This is a genomic window from Paeniglutamicibacter sp. ZC-3, assembly GCF_025847175.2.
Lineage (GTDB): Bacteria > Actinomycetota > Actinomycetes > Actinomycetales > Micrococcaceae > Paeniglutamicibacter > Paeniglutamicibacter sulfureus.
This window is the reverse complement of the sequence record NZ_JAOYTG010000005.1, coordinates 173,501-188,353: the sequence shown is the minus strand read 5'-3', so window position 1 is coordinate 188,353 and position 14,853 is coordinate 173,501. Positions and strand designations below refer to the sequence as shown.

14 protein-coding genes are annotated in these 14,853 nt (G+C 65.3%); 10 read left to right on the top strand and 4 right to left on the bottom strand.

From position 1 onward, the window contains the following. Window positions 1-14: 14 nt before the first annotated feature. The 10 genes from OIU93_RS08260 (at window position 15) to OIU93_RS08215 (ending at window position 9,340) form a co-directional block, all read left to right on the top strand. Window positions 15-1,202 (top strand): hypothetical protein, encoded by a 1,188-nt coding sequence (locus OIU93_RS08260; protein WP_264269612.1) that lies wholly within the window; start codon window positions 15-17, stop codon window positions 1,200-1,202. Beyond that, the gene (locus OIU93_RS08255) at window positions 1,199-2,170 is read left to right on the top strand and encodes an ATP-binding cassette domain-containing protein (protein ID WP_372342887.1); all 972 of its coding nucleotides are present in this window, start codon (window positions 1,199-1,201) and stop codon (window positions 2,168-2,170) included. Before OIU93_RS08260 ends, OIU93_RS08255 begins: the two co-directional genes overlap by 4 nt. Beyond that, the gene (locus OIU93_RS08250) at window positions 2,160-2,975 is read left to right on the top strand and encodes an ABC transporter permease (protein WP_264269610.1); all 816 of its coding nucleotides are present in this window, start codon (window positions 2,160-2,162) and stop codon (window positions 2,973-2,975) included. The genes OIU93_RS08255 and OIU93_RS08250 overlap by 11 nt, the downstream gene beginning before the upstream one ends. Before the next feature lie 38 nt (window positions 2,976-3,013). Continuing rightward, window positions 3,014-3,949: a hypothetical protein gene (locus OIU93_RS08245; RefSeq protein WP_264269609.1), complete on the top strand. Its 936-nt coding sequence runs from the start codon at window positions 3,014-3,016 to the stop codon at window positions 3,947-3,949. 336 nt (window positions 3,950-4,285) lie between these two features. After that, complete coding sequence (locus tag OIU93_RS08240; RefSeq protein ID WP_264269608.1) at window positions 4,286-5,011, top strand: excalibur calcium-binding domain-containing protein; 726 nt, start codon at window positions 4,286-4,288, stop codon at window positions 5,009-5,011. 88 nt (window positions 5,012-5,099) lie between these two features. Continuing rightward, complete coding sequence (locus OIU93_RS08235) at window positions 5,100-5,951, top strand: HNH endonuclease family protein (RefSeq protein WP_264269607.1); 852 nt, start codon at window positions 5,100-5,102, stop codon at window positions 5,949-5,951. Between the two features lie 373 nt (window positions 5,952-6,324). After that, the gene (locus tag OIU93_RS08230; RefSeq protein ID WP_264269606.1) at window positions 6,325-7,356 is read left to right on the top strand and encodes an iron-containing redox enzyme family protein; all 1,032 of its coding nucleotides are present in this window, start codon (window positions 6,325-6,327) and stop codon (window positions 7,354-7,356) included. Next, on the top strand, window positions 7,353-7,796 hold the full coding sequence (locus OIU93_RS08225; protein ID WP_264269605.1) for a CDGSH iron-sulfur domain-containing protein: 444 nt from the start codon (window positions 7,353-7,355) through the stop codon (window positions 7,794-7,796). The genes OIU93_RS08230 and OIU93_RS08225 overlap by 4 nt, the downstream gene beginning before the upstream one ends. Window positions 7,797-8,000: 204 nt before the next feature. Continuing rightward, complete coding sequence (locus tag OIU93_RS08220) at window positions 8,001-9,083, top strand: glutamate--cysteine ligase (RefSeq protein ID WP_264269604.1); 1,083 nt, start codon at window positions 8,001-8,003, stop codon at window positions 9,081-9,083. A gap of 89 nt (window positions 9,084-9,172) precedes the next feature. Continuing rightward, window positions 9,173-9,340 carry a hypothetical protein gene (locus OIU93_RS08215; protein ID WP_264269603.1) on the top strand — a complete coding sequence of 56 codons (168 nt, stop codon included), beginning with the start codon at window positions 9,173-9,175 and terminating at the stop codon, window positions 9,338-9,340. 233 nt (window positions 9,341-9,573) lie between these two features. On the opposite strand, the gene OIU93_RS08210 is transcribed toward OIU93_RS08215, so the two are convergent. The 4 genes from OIU93_RS08210 to OIU93_RS08195 form a co-directional block, all read right to left on the bottom strand. Beyond that, window positions 9,574-11,127, bottom strand: a complete 1,554-nt coding sequence (locus tag OIU93_RS08210) for a GMC family oxidoreductase (protein WP_264269602.1) — start codon at window positions 11,125-11,127, stop codon at window positions 9,574-9,576. An 18-nt stretch (window positions 11,128-11,145) separates the two neighbouring features. Then, window positions 11,146-12,573 carry an aldehyde dehydrogenase family protein gene (locus tag OIU93_RS08205; RefSeq protein WP_264269601.1) on the bottom strand — a complete coding sequence of 476 codons (1,428 nt, stop codon included), beginning with the start codon at window positions 12,571-12,573 and terminating at the stop codon, window positions 11,146-11,148. A 94-nt stretch (window positions 12,574-12,667) separates the two neighbouring features. Continuing rightward, window positions 12,668-13,609, bottom strand: coding sequence for a helix-turn-helix domain-containing protein (locus OIU93_RS08200; protein ID WP_264269649.1), 942 nt, complete (start codon window positions 13,607-13,609; stop codon window positions 12,668-12,670). A gap of 93 nt (window positions 13,610-13,702) precedes the next feature. Further along, entirely contained in the window at window positions 13,703-14,845 is a 1,143-nt protein-coding gene (locus tag OIU93_RS08195) for an ROK family transcriptional regulator (protein ID WP_264269600.1), read from the bottom strand. Window positions 14,846-14,853: the final 8 nt, after the last annotated feature.

Sequence of the window (14,853 nt, the reverse complement as noted above, 5' to 3'; positions counted from 1 at the left end):
CTTGATGGGGACTGATGGCCGTGAAATCCGCTGTACTCAAGAAATGGATACCCGCCGCGCTGGCGCCCGCCGTCATTGCCGCCTTCGCGGTGGGTGCCTCGATCTCCGCGAACGCCCAGGTGCAGCTCGAACCCAAGACGCCGCAACAGGTCCTGCAGATGATCGCGGGATCCCATGTCACCGACTTCTCCGGCACCGCCCGCACGACACTCGACCTGGGGATCCCGCAGCTGCCGGATGCGGGAAGCGCCGGCATGGCGCGGCCGGGGCCCTCGGAGGCAGGGGTCGATTCGGATGATCCCGAATCCGCCGGCGCCGACATGCTGGGCTTGCTCTCGTCGCTCTCGGGAACCCACGAGGCAAGAGTTTACGTGGACGGACCGGACAAGGCGCGGATCCAGGTCATGGAAGAGATGAACGAGCAGAACATCATCCTAAATGGTTCCTCGCTGTGGCACTACGACTCGGCCGAGAACACCGCGGTCCATGTGACGCTTCCCGAATCCCACCACCAAGCCGGCCCGCCACGGCACACGATGCAGCCGCCAACTCCCGCGGGGGTTGCCGACCACTTCCTCGATGCAATGGGGCCAAACACCGACATTAGCGTGCAGGACGACACTCGCGTGGCCGGCCGGGACGCCTACATCCTTGAATTGGACCCGCGCAGCGAGGACTCCCTGATAGCAAAGGTGAGCATCGGCGTCGACGCCGTCACCGGGGCACCACTGGAGGTCGTCGTGGATGCGGTCGAGCAGGAAGATCCGGCCATAGCCATCGGATTCACCACGTTCACCCCGGAGACACCTGCGGCCGATCGCTTCGAATTCACTCCACCGCCGGGGGCTGAGGTGAGTGAACGGCAAATCCCGAAGGATCACCTTGGCCACAAGGACTCCGAGCGGTTCCCGGACCACAAACCCGGTGCCAAGGACGAAACCGTCGAACCAGATTCCAAGGACATCGCCGATCCCTCCGGCGCGATCAACGGCACCGGCTGGGACACCGTCGTGGTGGTTCCCGCCAGCCAGGTCCCCGAGGACCTGGCTGCGAACGAACTGCTCAACCAGCTGGCCACCCCGGTCGAAGGCGGAAGACTGCTGCACACCTCGCTGCTCAATGTCTTGGTCACCGATGACGGGCGCATGGTCTTCGGCGCCGTGACGGTGGCGAGGCTTCAGGCCGCGGCCAACGACCAGTGACTGCGGTGCAGGAACCCGAGGACCTGGCCATCCGCACGACGGGGCTGGGCAAGAGCTTTGGGAAACGCCGCGCGGTCAATGACCTGGACCTTGCCGTACCGCGCGGTTCGATCTTCGGATTCCTGGGACCGAACGGCTCGGGCAAGACCACCACCATCCGGATGCTGTTGGGCCTGGCAACCCCCGACGCCGGCAGCATCTCGCTACTCGCCGAACCCATGCCCGCCTCGGCAGCCCGGGTGCTGCCGCGGGTGGGCTCCCTGATCGAAGGTCCCGCGTTCTACCCGTTCCTTTCCGGTCGGGCCAACCTCGTTCGGCTTGATTCCGCTGACCGCACCTCCGACGCGTCCACCCGCCATCGCCGCGTGGACGCAGCCCTGGATAAGGTCGGGTTGGGCAAGGCCGCACGGCTGGCAGTGCACGCCTACTCGCTGGGCATGAAGCAGCGCCTGGGAATTGCCCATGCGCTGATGGCCGAACGCGAGTTGCTGGTGCTCGACGAACCGACCAACGGGCTGGACCCGCAGGGAACCCGCGAGGTCAGACACCTGATACGGGTGCTCGCCACGGAGGGGACCACGGTCTTTGTTTCCAGCCACCTGCTCAGTGAGATCGAACAGACGTGCAGCCACGTGGCGGTGATGAGCAACGGAAACCTGGTGGCCCAGGGCACGCTGGAGGAATTGCGGGCCGATGGGAGGCCCATGGTCTCCCTGCGCACCCCGGACACCGGCGTTGCCCTGGCGGTGCTGGAACGGCTGGGCCTCGACGCGCGTGTCGACCCGGTGCCCGCCGGCGACGACGGGGTCCTTGATGCGGTGCTCGGCTCCGAGGCGCCCGAGCCCGAAAGGCTGGTGGAGGAACTCGTCGCCGCAGGCGTGCGCGTGCGGGGCTTCACCGTTCAGGCGGCCAGCCTCGAAGAGAGATTCGTGGCACTGACGGGGGAGGGGTTCGACCTTGTCCAGTAGCGGCTTGCTGGCCAACGAGGTGGCGCTGCTTTTTCGGCGCCGCCGCACCTGGGCGATGCTCCTGGCGCTGGGCGCGGTGCCGGTGCTCATTGCCGTCGCGGTGCGCCTGACGTCGGGCCCGCCCAGCGGGCGGGGGCCGGCGTTCCTTGACCGCGTGGCGGGAAACGGCTTGTTTGTCGCAATCACCGGTTTGCTGGTGTGCATCCCGCTGTTCCTGCCGCTGACTGTCGCCGTGGTTTCCGGGGACACCATCGCCGGCGAGGCAGGGACCGGGACGCTGCGCTACCTGCTCACCGCACCTGCCTCCCGCCCGCGCCTGCTGCTGGTCAAGTTCATCGTGGCGGCGCTCTTCTGCCTGGCCGCGGCGGCCATGGTGGCGGTATGCGGACTGGGCATCGGGGCGCTGCTGTTCCCCACCGGGCCGGTGACTCTGCTGTCGGGAACCACCATTTCCGCACCCGCGGCAGTGTTGCGGGTGGGCTTGGTGGCGCTTTACGTGGCGGTGTCGCTGCTGGGGCTCACCATGCTGGGCCTGTTCATCTCCACGCTCACCGACGTCCCCGTTGGCGCCATGGCCGCCATCGCCGTACTGGCCGTGACCGCGCAGATCCTTGGCCAGCTACCGCAGCTGGATTGGCTGCATCCATGGCTGTTCACCCATCATTGGCTGGGCTTCGCCGATCTGCTGCGAGACCCCATCCGCTGGAGCGAATTCGGGCAGAACGCGCTGTTGCAGGGAGGGTACCTGCTGGTGTTTGGCGCCCTGGCCTATGGCCGGTTCGCCAGCAAGGATGTTCTTTCCTGACCCTGGAACCATGCCCCGCGGAGGGCAACAATGGGGGGATGGACACTGTGGCTTGGTTGCTCGACTCCGACCCCTCGCTCCGCTGGCAGGTGCTGCGCGATCTGCTCGACGCCCCCGAAACCGAGGTGGCCAAGGAACGATCCCGTGTAACCGTTGAGGGTTTCGGGGCCCAGCTGCTGGCGCTGCAGGATGCCCGCGGATACTGGAATAACGACGAATGCGGCGAGGACCAGAGCCGGAAGTCCGTGTTCTGGTCGCTGGCGCTGCTGCGCCGGCTCGGTGCCGACCCGAAGGATCCGCCCGTGCGCGCGGCGGTGGGCAGGGTGCGCGATTCGGTGACCTGGAAGTACTGGGAGAACCTGCCCTACTTCCATGGAGAGGTCGAACCCTGCATCAATGGCGGTGTCCTTTCCCAAGGTGCCTACTTCGGACAGCTCGGCGAGGGCAGCGAGCGGATCATCTCGCGGCTGCTCACCGAACAACTGCCCGACGGCGGCTGGAACTGCGAGGCCCCCGATTCATCCAAGGCCTCGTCCTTCGACACCACCCTCGGAGTACTCGAGGGACTGCTCGAACTCGAGCGCGCCGTGGGGGAGGCACCGGCGGCGCTCGCCGACGCCCGGTCCCGCGGCGAGGAATACCTGCTGAAGCGCTCGGGGTTCAAGCGGCTGAGCACCGGGGAAGTGGCCGAAGGCCGCTACCTGAACTTCTCCTTCCCGCCGTATTGGTTTTACGACGTGCTGCGTTCCTTGGACTACTTCCGTGCGGCGCGAAGCTCGTTTGATCCGCGGTTGGACCCGGCGGTTGAGGCGCTGATCGACAAACGCCGCGGGGACGGCCGCTGGTCTTCCGGGGTTACCTGGCCCGGGGAGACCTATCTGGACGTCGATGCAGCGGAGGGTGAGCCGAGCCGCTGGAACACCCTGCGCGCGCTGCGGGTGCTGCGCTGGGCCGGGGTGGGGTCGGCCGCCTGACTTCCCGGGGGACCCCACCCCCCCAGTAGGATCCGACAAGGAATGCGTTGCTTGCCGGACGACTCGACTTAAGGGGTCACATTCGATTTCCGCATGTGCGCATACTTCGCTGTCATCCCGAGTTTTCATGTTCGCCGTTGCCATGCAACTAAGTAAGAAATGTCTAGTCGTCGCGGTTTTGGCTATGGTTTGATCCGTTGATCGAAATATTTGAAGACTTGGGGAATTATGGGCACGGACAAGGGTTTCTTTTGCATGCGGCGGCGCGTCATGGGTTTGGACGGGCAGTCGAGTGGGGTCGCGGCTCGTGATGCCGGGGACGGCAACGGCAAACGAATGTCGAGGGGCATCGTTGGAAAGAGCATCGCCGGTGTCGTGCTTGCCCTGACGCTGGTCGGTTGCTCGATGGCCACGGCCGACCCCGGAAACGGGGATACGCTGCTCGAGGAAGCCGCGGTGGCCGAGACCCTTCCGACTGATCTCGCGAGCCACGTCGGCCAGTCCTGCGAATTCGATTATCAGGTCATGACCCAGGGCGCCGCGAACAACTACTGCGACGCGGATTCAACGGGTGCGCTGGTCTGGGTCGACCAGGATGCCCACGATCGGGCCGAGGCCGATCTGGCATCGGCCCGCGAAGCCGAGGCCCAGAAGGTTGCCGAAGCGAAGAAGAAAGCGAACGAAGCCGCTGCAGCCACAGCGAAGGCAGCGGCCGACGCCAAGAAGAAGAAAGCGGCAGCCGCTGAGAAGGCAGCAGCCGACGCCAAGAAGAAGGCAGCGGCGGCGAAGGCGGAGGCAACGGCCAAGGCAAAAGCCACCCCGAAGGCAGCGGATGCGCAAGCGGCCAAGGTCCGTGAACAAGAAGCGAAATCCGCCCTTGCCGCAGAAAAGGCTCGCGAGAAGAAAGAGTCTGCCAAGCCCAAGGCGCCAAAGGTCACCGCCAACACCTATTACAAGAACTGCACAGCGGTAAGAAACGCCGGAGCAGACCCGATCTACAAGGGCGATCCCGGCTACAGCAGAAAACTTGATAGGGACGGCGACGGTGTCGCCTGTGAGTGACGGCGATCGTGCGGGCTCGGGTGGAGTTCGGGCGCGGAAGAGAACCAATCCCGGAAAGAGCCTAGGCACTGCAGGGCCGCTTTCTGCCATGGTGCTTGTTCTCGGACTGGTCCTGACATCCTGCGCTGGTTCCGACGCGTCGGCCGTTGCCGCTCCCGTCATCTGGTCGGAAGCTCCTGTCGATGAACCCCTGGTGATTTGGTCGGAGGCACCGGCGCCAGCGCCAACAGTTTCCGAACACGTGCCCGAACCCGAGGTGGCGGCAACGCCCGCTCCGACCGTACCGTCGAATTCTGCGGCAGCCAGATCGAAGGCAGCTTCCGCGCCCTCGATCACGGAAAACGCCTCGAAGGCCAAGGCAGGCACAACGCTGCATCAGCTTGCCGGCATCCCCATCAAGGGCAGGGCTCCGAAGACGGGCTACGAACGTAGCCTCTTCGGCAGCGGCTGGAAGGACCCGGACCGAAACGGCTGCGATGCCCGCAACGACATGCTGCGTCGGGACCTGACCGGCGTCGCGGCGAAGCCCGGAACCAACGGATGCGTCGTCACCAGCGGAGTGCTCTCCGATCCGTTCACCGGAAAACGCATCGATTTTGTGCGCGGCCAAGGGACCAGCACCAAGGTCCAGATCGACCACGTCGTCGCGCTGTCCGACGCCTGGCAAAAGGGTGCGCAAAAGATGACCGAGGAACAGCGAGTTAAATTTGCCAACGATCCGCTGAACCTCCTGGCCGTGGACGGTCCATCGAATGCTTCCAAGGGCGATGCCGATGCTTCCAGTTGGCTGCCATCGAACAAGTCGTTCCGCTGCTCCTACGTGGCACGCCAGACCGCGGTCAAGACCAAGCATGGACTGTGGATGACCAAGGCCGAACATGCCGGCATCAAGCGGATCATCACCAGCCAGTGTCCTCAGCAGCAGGTTCCCGAGGGTTAGCGGACAGGAGGTATCACTCGGTTCGCGTGATCGCCGACTCACTGCGAGAGCCCTCGCCACGGTGTGAATGGCAAGTGTCTGACCGTCGCACGGTGCAGTGGAAGAACGCTTCAAGGGCGTTCTGCGAATGCTCGGCGAGGCGGGCGGGTGTTCCTTGGTGATCCGGCGGAACGGATGGCCGCCCTCTTGATTTCCGTCCGGCACCAAACCTGATTGTCCGCTATCAGCTGAGGCGGGTGTCAAAATTCTTGTCGTTCCAGTGAAGGCAACTTACGGTAATTCCAAGATCAATTTCGGATTCCAGGAAGCTCCATGACGACACATGGGTGTTCTTGGAGCCGCCCCCGGGGTTCCCCTTCACGAACGGAGCATCATGCGAGACCTCCCTACTGGACGTGGGCCGCTCAGTTCCGCACTTGTCGCGGCTCTGGTGCGCAATGACATGCCAGATGACCTGGACCAACTCGGGGAAACGGCAGCAGAAGCCTTCCGCGTCGATACAGATATCCTCTTCAACGAGGATCTGCAGCTCACCTTGTTTGTCCTCTATGAACTCCACTACTCGGGCTTCGACTCCATCGACGATGGCTGGGAATGGCATCCGCCGCTGTTGGCCCTGCGCAAACGGCTCGAGGAGCGGTTCGAGAACCGCTTGAACGACACCATAGGAGAACTTCCGCAACCGGCCCCGACCGCGCAATCAGTGGCCGAGGCACTCTTCGACATGACCAAAGCAGCGACCGGGCCATCGGTATCCTCCTTTGTTGCGCGCAATGCGACCCTGGAACAGGCCCGTGAATTCCTGGTCCACAAGTCCATTTACCAGTTGAAGGAAGCCGATCCCCACACCTGGGCGATTCCGCGACTCACCGGCCGTGCCAAATCGGCGCTGGTGGAGATCCAAGCCGACGAATACGGCGGTGGGGTTCCCGGCCAAACGCACGCCGAACTATTTGCCCGGACCATGCAGGGGCTGGGGCTCGAGAACGACTTCGGGAGCTACATCGATGCCATCCCTGCCATCACCCTGGCTTCAGTGAATGTCATTTCACTCTTCGGCCTGCACCGCAGGCACCGGGGCGCTGCCTGCGGCCACTTGGCGATCTACGAGATGACCTCATCCATACCGAATGCGAAGTATGCCCGGGGATTCCGACGACTCGGATTTAGCTCGCCGGTCACTGACTATTTCGATGAACACGTGGAGGCCGACGCCGTTCATGAACAGATTGCCGGACGGGACCTTGCCGGCGGACTCATTGAGGCAGACCCCCGATTGTTGAACGACGTGTTCTTCGGTGCTGCGACTGTCATCCTGCTCGACACGCTGGCCGGCCAATGGCAGATGAACGCCTGGCAATCCGACCGCAGCTCGTTGCGCGCCGAACTCCGGGCTGCAGCATGAGCAACTCCGGGCCCGCCAGCATCACCGTTTGTCCCCGTGGTCCGCTGATCGTCAGGGGCAGCTTCGACATCGTGGACGGCGACAACCAGCCGGTCGATCCGAGGCGCGGAACCGTGGCGCTTTGCCGGTGCGGCGGGTCGAAGATCAAGCCGTTTTGCGATGGCACCCATAAATTGCTTCGTTTTGATGAGCCGCAGTTGCAGAACGCCAATGAGGACGACAATCCTCCCCTGAATTTTTCCCACAAAAATACAAAGGAGAAGAACACCATGAATGAATCCCAGGAATCCACCACGGACGCTGCCGAGAAGAAAGAGCAGGCCAAGCGGGAGGACCACGTATCGGATCCTGCGCTGTCCACCGAGACGGGCCATGACTGGACGGACGAGGGCGGGGCCATCAAGAGCGGCCCGGCGACCAGTAACGACAACAGCGAGTAGGGCTTCGGCTCCGAGTCGTTGCTTCGTGGTCCCTGACGTCGAAAGACGTCAGGGACCACGTTGGGAGTTGGCACCCTTCCCCGGGAGGGTAGATGTTGGCATTCACCTGCCGATGCGAATGGAGTGAAATTCCAAGTCGCCACGGACGATCCCCTTGTCCACGCATTCTTGCCTCGTCTTAGCATCTCTAACGGAAGGATCCCCATGAGCACCTTCGGCATCGAGGAAGAGTTCTTCCTGCTTCACCCGGAAACCGGTTTGCCTGCCGACCCGGATGCTGCCACGTCGGCCATCATCATGGGCATCAAGGCAGGGGGGAATTCCACTCAGACCGAACTCTTGGCCTGCCAGGTAGAGACCGCCACGCCGATCTGCAGTGACGGAACCACTGCGCTGGCGTCGCTGCGCGAGTACCGCAAGGAACTCGCTCGCACCGTTCAGGGCCTGAATCTACTGCCCGTGGGTCTGGGTGCGGCACCGTTGGTTCGCGCCGGCGCCGCCGCTATCGCCTACGATGACCGTTACCGCGCAATGCACGAGTTTCTGCCCGGAATCAGTGGGGAGCAGTATGTCTCAGGGCTTCACGTCCATGTCTCGATACCTGACGCGGATGCCGGGGTGGTGGCCTTGAATGCCCTGCGGCCTTGGTTGCCGCTGGTGCTGGCGATTGGTTCGAATTCCCCGTTTTGGCGCGGTGCGGATTCAGGGTTCGCTTCATGGCGCAGCATCCACTACCGCCGGTGGTCGATACAGGGCATCCAGCCGCATTTTGCCGACGCACGGGAATATCGGACCCGGATGGACACGCTTCTGGCATCCGACGTCGTATTGGACCAGGGCCATATTGGCTGGGCAGCGCGCCTATCGAACCGGTATCCCACCATCGAGGTCAGGATCGCGGACGCCCAGCTACGCGCCGAGGACTCGGTGTTGCTGGCGCTCATTGTGCGCGCACTGGTAGACACCAGCCTGCGTGCCCCGGCCGCGACCGAACCGCTGTTGTCCGAAGTCCTGGACCTCGCCTTCTGGCAAGCAGCCAAGCACGGCTTAACGGGGAACCAGGTGGATCCTGTCACCGGGCGGGCAATCAGCACCAAGCAGCTACTGGTTGCGTTGCTGCAGCTCATCGGCGAGGCCCTGGCCGTGAACGGCGACACCGATTTCGTCCAGACGGGTCTGGAACGACTGGCCAGGGACGGAAACGGCGCCCAACGCCAGCGCGCCAGCCTCCGCCGCGGAGGTCTCGGACAGGTCATCAGTGATGCCGGCGAGGAGCTGACGGCCTGAGCCCTCGGCCGCCGCTCAACGACTGTTGCCAAGAACCGGAAGCAGTGCCACGGTTGAGGTATCCACACCCTTTTTGCGGGAGGCAGGCCATGGGCAACAACCATCACGAGGACGAGCGCTACAAGAAGTTTTACGACCGCCCGCCGCACGGCGAGGTGCCCAAGGATCCACGGGTCAAGGAAGCCAAGGAAGGTGGATCCGAGCCGGTCGAGGACGGCTCGGTGCCCGTCCAGGATCCCGGCCCGCCCCGGGACTAGCCGGATCCCGGGCACTGAGCCAAGGCTGCGGCGCTTCACTGTGGTGTTGGTCAGGCGAACCACTCGACATTGACGCAAGCAAGAATCGTCCCGGCACCCAGTATCGGGGTGCCGGGACGATTCGTCTGGAAGCTGGAAGCTGGAAGCTGGAAGCTGGAAGCTGGAAGCTGTCGGCCCTCGTTCACCTAGGCAAAGTCCCTACGGTGCGGTGGGCCGAGGATTCCAAGGGTCCGCTAGCCGGCGACAGATTCCCGGGCCAAGGGGGCTCGCTCGGAGATGAGCATCGCCGCAGCTCGCTCGCCGATCATCACCGAGGGTGCATTGGTATTGCCGGTGGGCACCAGCGGCATGATCGAGGCATCGGCAATGCGCAAACCGTCCAGGCCGTGGACCTTCAGCGATGCGGGGTCCACGACGGCCAGTTCGTCCACGCCCATCTTGCAGGTGCCGACCTGGTGGTGATAGGTGACCACCGAGTCGCGCACATACTGCTCCAGGTCCTCGTCCTTGATCCCCGGGCCCGGGTGGATCTCCGTCGGTTCCCATCCTGCCAGCGCCTGGCTGCGCCCGATCTCCCGGCATTGGCGCACCGAGGCCACCAGCGCGTCGACATCCGCCTGTTCGCGCAGGGCGCCGAGGTCGATCAGGAGCGGGTCGTCCTCGCCGGGGCCGGAGAGCGTGAGTTCCCCGCGGCTTTGCGGGCGAACCAGGCCACCGAGCATGGAGACGCCGTTTTCCGGTCCGGTCATCTCCCCGGGGGCGTAGTCCTGTGAGTACATCGGCACGGAGAAGAACAGCGGCTGGGTGTCCGCCACGGGAAGGTCGGGCCGGCTCTTGGCGAAGAAGTGGACCTCGGCCGGGGCAACTGCCCCCTGGGGCACCGGACGGGTCCCGGTGGTGAGGATGACGGGGGAGAGCAGGTGGTCCTGCAGGTTCTTGCCGACCCCGGGGAGGTCGTGCACCGGTTCGATGCCGAGGGCGCGCAGTTCGTCGGCCGGGCCGATGCCCGAGCGCAGCAGGATCTCCGGGGAATTCAGCGCACCTGCGGCCAGCACGGTCTCGGTGGCGCGCAGGGACTTGCGCTCGCCCTCGTGGTCGAACTCCAGGCCCGCCACGCGCCCGTCCTCGACGACCAACCGGCGCACATGCGCACCAGTGAGCAGCGTGAGGTTCGGGTTCTCCGCCACGGGCTTGAGGTACGCGTGCCAGGTATTGAACCGCTTTCCATCGCGCACCGTGAGCTGCATGCGCGAGACGCCCTCGACGTCTCCGGAATTGTAGTCATCATTGAACGGGATGCCCGTTTCCACGGCTCCCGCGAGCATGTCTTCCTGGATCGGGTTGCGCTCGAAGTCCCCCACGACGTCCAGCGGCCCGGAGTCGCCGCGGGTTTCCGAGGCGCCGCCGTCAAAGTTCTCGATGGCTTGGTAGACGGGAAGGACGTCGTCCCAGCCCCAGCCGGCGCAGCCTTCCTTCTCCCAGGTGTCGTAGTCCCACCTGTCCCCGCGCACCCAGATGGCGGCGTTCAGGGCGTGGGACCCGCCCATGACCTTGCCGCGCGGAAGGTGCAGGCGCCGATTGGAGGCACCTTTCTGCTCGGTGGTGTAGTAGTCCCAGTCCTGCTCGCTGTGCCACAGGTGGCCCAGGGTGTTGAGCGTGGCGATATTCGGGTTGGTGTCGAAATCGCCGGCCTCGAGCAGGGCTACGCGCTTGCCGGCATCGAGCAGCCGGCGGGCGATGACGTTGCCGGCCGAGCCGGCGCCGACGATGATGTAGTCGAGTTCCATGGTGGTCTCTTCCGTCCCCTAGTAGCTGATGACCTGTGGCTGGCCCAGGTGCTTGAGGCCCGCGACGCCGAATTCCAGGCCGTAGCCGGAGGCCTTGGCCCCGCCGAAGGGTACCCGCGGGTCCACCGCACCGTGCTTGTTGATCCACACCGTGCCGGCCTGGATGCGGGCCGCAACCTCGCGGGCAGCCTCCTTGTCGGAAGACCAGACCGAGGCGCCCAGGCCCACGTCCAGCCCATTGGCCATCGCCACGGCCTCGTCGACGGACGAGTACTTGATGATCGGCAGCGCCGGGCCGAACTGCTCCTCGGCGACCAACGGGTTGTCGTTGTCGATGTCGGCGATCAGCGTGGTCGGATAGAAGTAGCCCGGCTGGCCGGCTTCGGGGTTGGCGCCGGCGAGCACCCGGGCCCCGGAGTCGGTGGCGGCCTTGACCAGGTCCGCGACGATGTCGAACTGGGCCTTGTTCTGCAGCGGGCCCAGCACATTGGCCTCGTCCAACCCCACGCCCATGGGCATCTGGGCGGCGACGTCGGTGAGCGCGGTGCAGACCTCTTCGTAGATGTCCTCGTGCACGTAGAGGCGCTTGAGCGCGGCGCAGGTCTGGCCGGTGTTGATGAAGGCGCCCCAGAACAGGTCCGCGGCGATCGCCTTTGGATCGGCGTCGGGCAGTACGATGCCGGCGTCGTTTCCGCCCAGTTCCATGGTCAGGCGCTTCACGGTGTCGGCGGAGGAGCGGATGATGGCCTTGCCGGTGGCGGTGGAGCCGGTGAACATGAGCTTGTCGACGTCGCGGTGCGCGGAGAGCGCCTCGCCTACCTCGCGCCCGCCGGAAACCACGTGGAGCACGTCGGCAGGGAGCACCCCATTGATGACCTCGGCCAGGGCCAGGACCGAGAGCGGGGTGTACTCGGAAGGCTTGAGCACCACGGTGTTGCCCATGCGCAGCGCCGGGGCCAGCTGCCAGACGCTGATCATCATCGGCCAGTTCCATGGCCCGATGGCGCCCACCACGCCCAGCGGGCGGTAGTGCATTTCCGCGCGGCCGCCCTCGTCGTCGACCAGCACCTCGGGCTCGAGCTCGAACCCGGCGGTGGCGCGCAGCCAGGCGGCACAGGCGCCGACCTCGAAGCGGGCGTTGGGCCCGTTCAGCGGCTTGCCCTGCTCGCGGGAGAGCAGCACCGCCAGCGCCTCGGCGTTGGCCTCAACGGCATCGGCGGCGCTGTTCAGTGCGGCACTGCGTTCGGCGTGGGTCAGTGCCGCCCAGGCCGGCTGCGCCGCGCGAGCGGCGGAAACCGCACGTTCAAGGTCGGCAACAGTGTGCTCGGGTGCCCTGCCCACGAGCTCGCCGGTGGCGGGGTCGTGGATGTCCCGGCCGCCGGAGGACGGCTGGATCGCGGCCAACAGGTCGGTGTCGGTGGCAAAGCTTGTGGTGGCGGTGGGCATGTTGCACTCCTAGGTACGCGGGAATCACTTCTGTACCCAGTGTGTCCCGCGACACACGCCCCATGCTTGGCTTTGCCCGTACGCTTCTTGTTCCCTAGCGCACGGGCGCCGGGTTGGAGCGGTATTGGCTGGGGGATTGGCCGAAGGAGGCGCGGAAGATGCGGCTGAAGTGCGCGGCATCGACCAGCCCCCAGCGGGCGCCGATCTCGCCAATGGGAACGTGCGCGCAGAGCGGGTCGGCCAGGTCGCGTCTGCAGGACTCTAGCCTGCGCACGCGGATCCACCCGGCAACCGTCAGGGAGGAGGCGGAGAAGATCTTGTGCAGCGTGCGCGTGGCAATGTGGTGGGCGGCGGCGATCGCCTCGGGCCCCAGCGTCGGATCCGCCAGGTTCGCCTCGATGTGGTGCTGGATGCGCCGCAGCACCTTGGCATGGTTGTCGGTGCTGGACTCGGGGCGCGAATAGATCTCGTCGGCCAACAGCGTGGAAAGCAAGTCGACGATATTCATCGCCAGCCGGTGCCCGATGGGGCTCTTGAGTTCCGGCAGCTGGGAGGCGATGGACGCCACGAACGGGGCAACTGCCTCGGCCAGTCGGTTGCCCTTGCCCATGGAAACCGCGGTGAGTTCTGCGACGTCGTCGGCGGCAAGCCCCAGCAGATGCTGCGGGAACATGAGCACCAGGGTCTGAAAGGAGTCATCGAAGTTCAGTGTGTAGGGGCGCTGGGTGTCATAAATGGCCACATCCCCGGGGGAGAGTAGCGCTTCCCGGCCGTCCTGCAGCAGCAGTCCGTGGCCGGAGAGCTGCAGGCTCAACTTGTAGTGGCCGATGCCGCCGCGGGAAATCAGGGCCGGCGAACGAAACACCGTCTGCGCGTCGGCATCAAGGCGCATGATCCCGACGTCGTGTAACTGGCGCCCGCCGATGCGTCCGGTGAACGGGCCGGGGCGTACCTGTTCCGCCTCGAGCGGCACGAAGGTCGAGGAGATCAACCGCCGCCAGGCGGCAAAGGAATCCGCTTCCTCGATCTGGTACATGGACACGCCCCTCCCCGATAATTTCCCTGGGTGTAGCCTACGCCACGTCCTTGGCGAGCCGGGCGGCGGAGTCGGTGGGACGGGTTTCGGGTATCAGGAGCGGTAGCTGCTCCAGAATTGGGCTTCGGCCATGTCCCGTGCGGCCAGGCTGGCCCCGATCAGGGGGGCATCCTCGCCCAGGGCGCTGGCCAACACCTCGAGGTCTGCATCAAGCAGCAGTGGCTGCAGGGCCTCGGCGAACATTTGTGTGAAGGTGGAGCCTTCGGCGATCGGGCCGCTAAGCACCAGTGCCTGTGGATCGGTGATGGCCGCAATGTTGCCGATTTGCTGGGCAATGGCCTCGACAAAAAGCCGGGCGTTATCCGCGGCCGGGGTAATTGCAAAAAGCGACAAGCATGCGGGGACGTCGAGCCGGTCGCTTCCGGGAGCCGCACGTGAGTGTTCCAGCAGCTGGCTGATCAGCGTTCGTCCGCCCGAGCGCAGGTAACTCAGTTCGCCGACCATGCCGTGCCGGCCGCGCTGGACGGTTCCTGACATGACCAGTCCGGCGCCGATGCCGGGTCCCAGGTAAACCAGGAGTAGCTCATCGATCCCGCGGGCGACACCTATGCGCTGTTCGGCCAGGGTTGCCCAGTTGACGTCGTTGTCCAGGCGCACCGGTCCACTGCACACCTCGCGAAGGAGCGCGCTCACGTCAACGCGCCCTTCCGGGAATGCGGAAGCCGGCAGGACCACCGGACGCTGGGTGGCCGGGTCCACGGGGTTGCCCTGTGACGCGGTTGCCGCCAGGCAGGGGGAACCGGTGGCATCGACCGCGGCGGTGACAAGGTCGCGCAGGGTCCTCTCCAGCTCGCCCCGGGTCATGGAAGCGGGCAGGTCCAGCGCGGCGTCATGCAGCAATGTGCCACGAAGGTCGTGGGTTTGAGCCCGGGTCCGCCCTGCTGCCGCTGTGAGCGAGAGTGTGTGCCCGTAGGCGGGATCCAGGTCGTAGATCTCCGGTATCCGACCTCGCTTCTTGGCCGGGGGAGTCTCGATGGTTCTCAGTAGACCGGTCTCCGACAAGCGCGTGGCGGCCTCCGAGGCGGTGGGTCGCGAGAGTCCGGTGGAAGCGGCGATGGCAGTGCGTGAGCTGGGGCCATGCTCGAGCAGGTGCTGCAGGAAGCGTCGGTCGGTGGCGGTTGCCAGCGTCTGCGGCAGGGGCCTGGCGGAGGTTCCGGAGGCGGCTGCTGTGATCATGGAATCGA

Coding starts and splice junctions, on each gene's coding strand:
- OIU93_RS08260 (WP_264269612.1), top strand. CDS start 15: ATGGCCGTGAAATCCGCTGTACTCAAGAAATGGATACCCGCCGCGCTG.
- OIU93_RS08245 (WP_264269609.1), top strand. CDS start 3,014: ATGGACACTGTGGCTTGGTTGCTCGACTCCGACCCCTCGCTCCGCTGG.
- OIU93_RS08240 (WP_264269608.1), top strand. CDS start 4,286: ATGTCGAGGGGCATCGTTGGAAAGAGCATCGCCGGTGTCGTGCTTGCC.
- OIU93_RS08235 (WP_264269607.1), top strand. CDS start 5,100: ATGGTGCTTGTTCTCGGACTGGTCCTGACATCCTGCGCTGGTTCCGAC.
- OIU93_RS08230 (WP_264269606.1), top strand. CDS start 6,325: ATGCGAGACCTCCCTACTGGACGTGGGCCGCTCAGTTCCGCACTTGTC.
- OIU93_RS08225 (WP_264269605.1), top strand. CDS start 7,353: ATGAGCAACTCCGGGCCCGCCAGCATCACCGTTTGTCCCCGTGGTCCG.
- OIU93_RS08220 (WP_264269604.1), top strand. CDS start 8,001: ATGAGCACCTTCGGCATCGAGGAAGAGTTCTTCCTGCTTCACCCGGAA.
- OIU93_RS08215 (WP_264269603.1), top strand. CDS start 9,173: ATGGGCAACAACCATCACGAGGACGAGCGCTACAAGAAGTTTTACGAC.
- OIU93_RS08210 (WP_264269602.1), bottom strand. CDS start 11,127: ATGGAACTCGACTACATCATCGTCGGCGCCGGCTCGGCCGGCAACGTC.
- OIU93_RS08205 (WP_264269601.1), bottom strand. CDS start 12,573: ATGCCCACCGCCACCACAAGCTTTGCCACCGACACCGACCTGTTGGCC.
- OIU93_RS08200 (WP_264269649.1), bottom strand. CDS start 13,609: ATGTACCAGATCGAGGAAGCGGATTCCTTTGCCGCCTGGCGGCGGTTG.
- OIU93_RS08195 (WP_264269600.1), bottom strand. CDS start 14,845: ATGATCACAGCAGCCGCCTCCGGAACCTCCGCCAGGCCCCTGCCGCAG.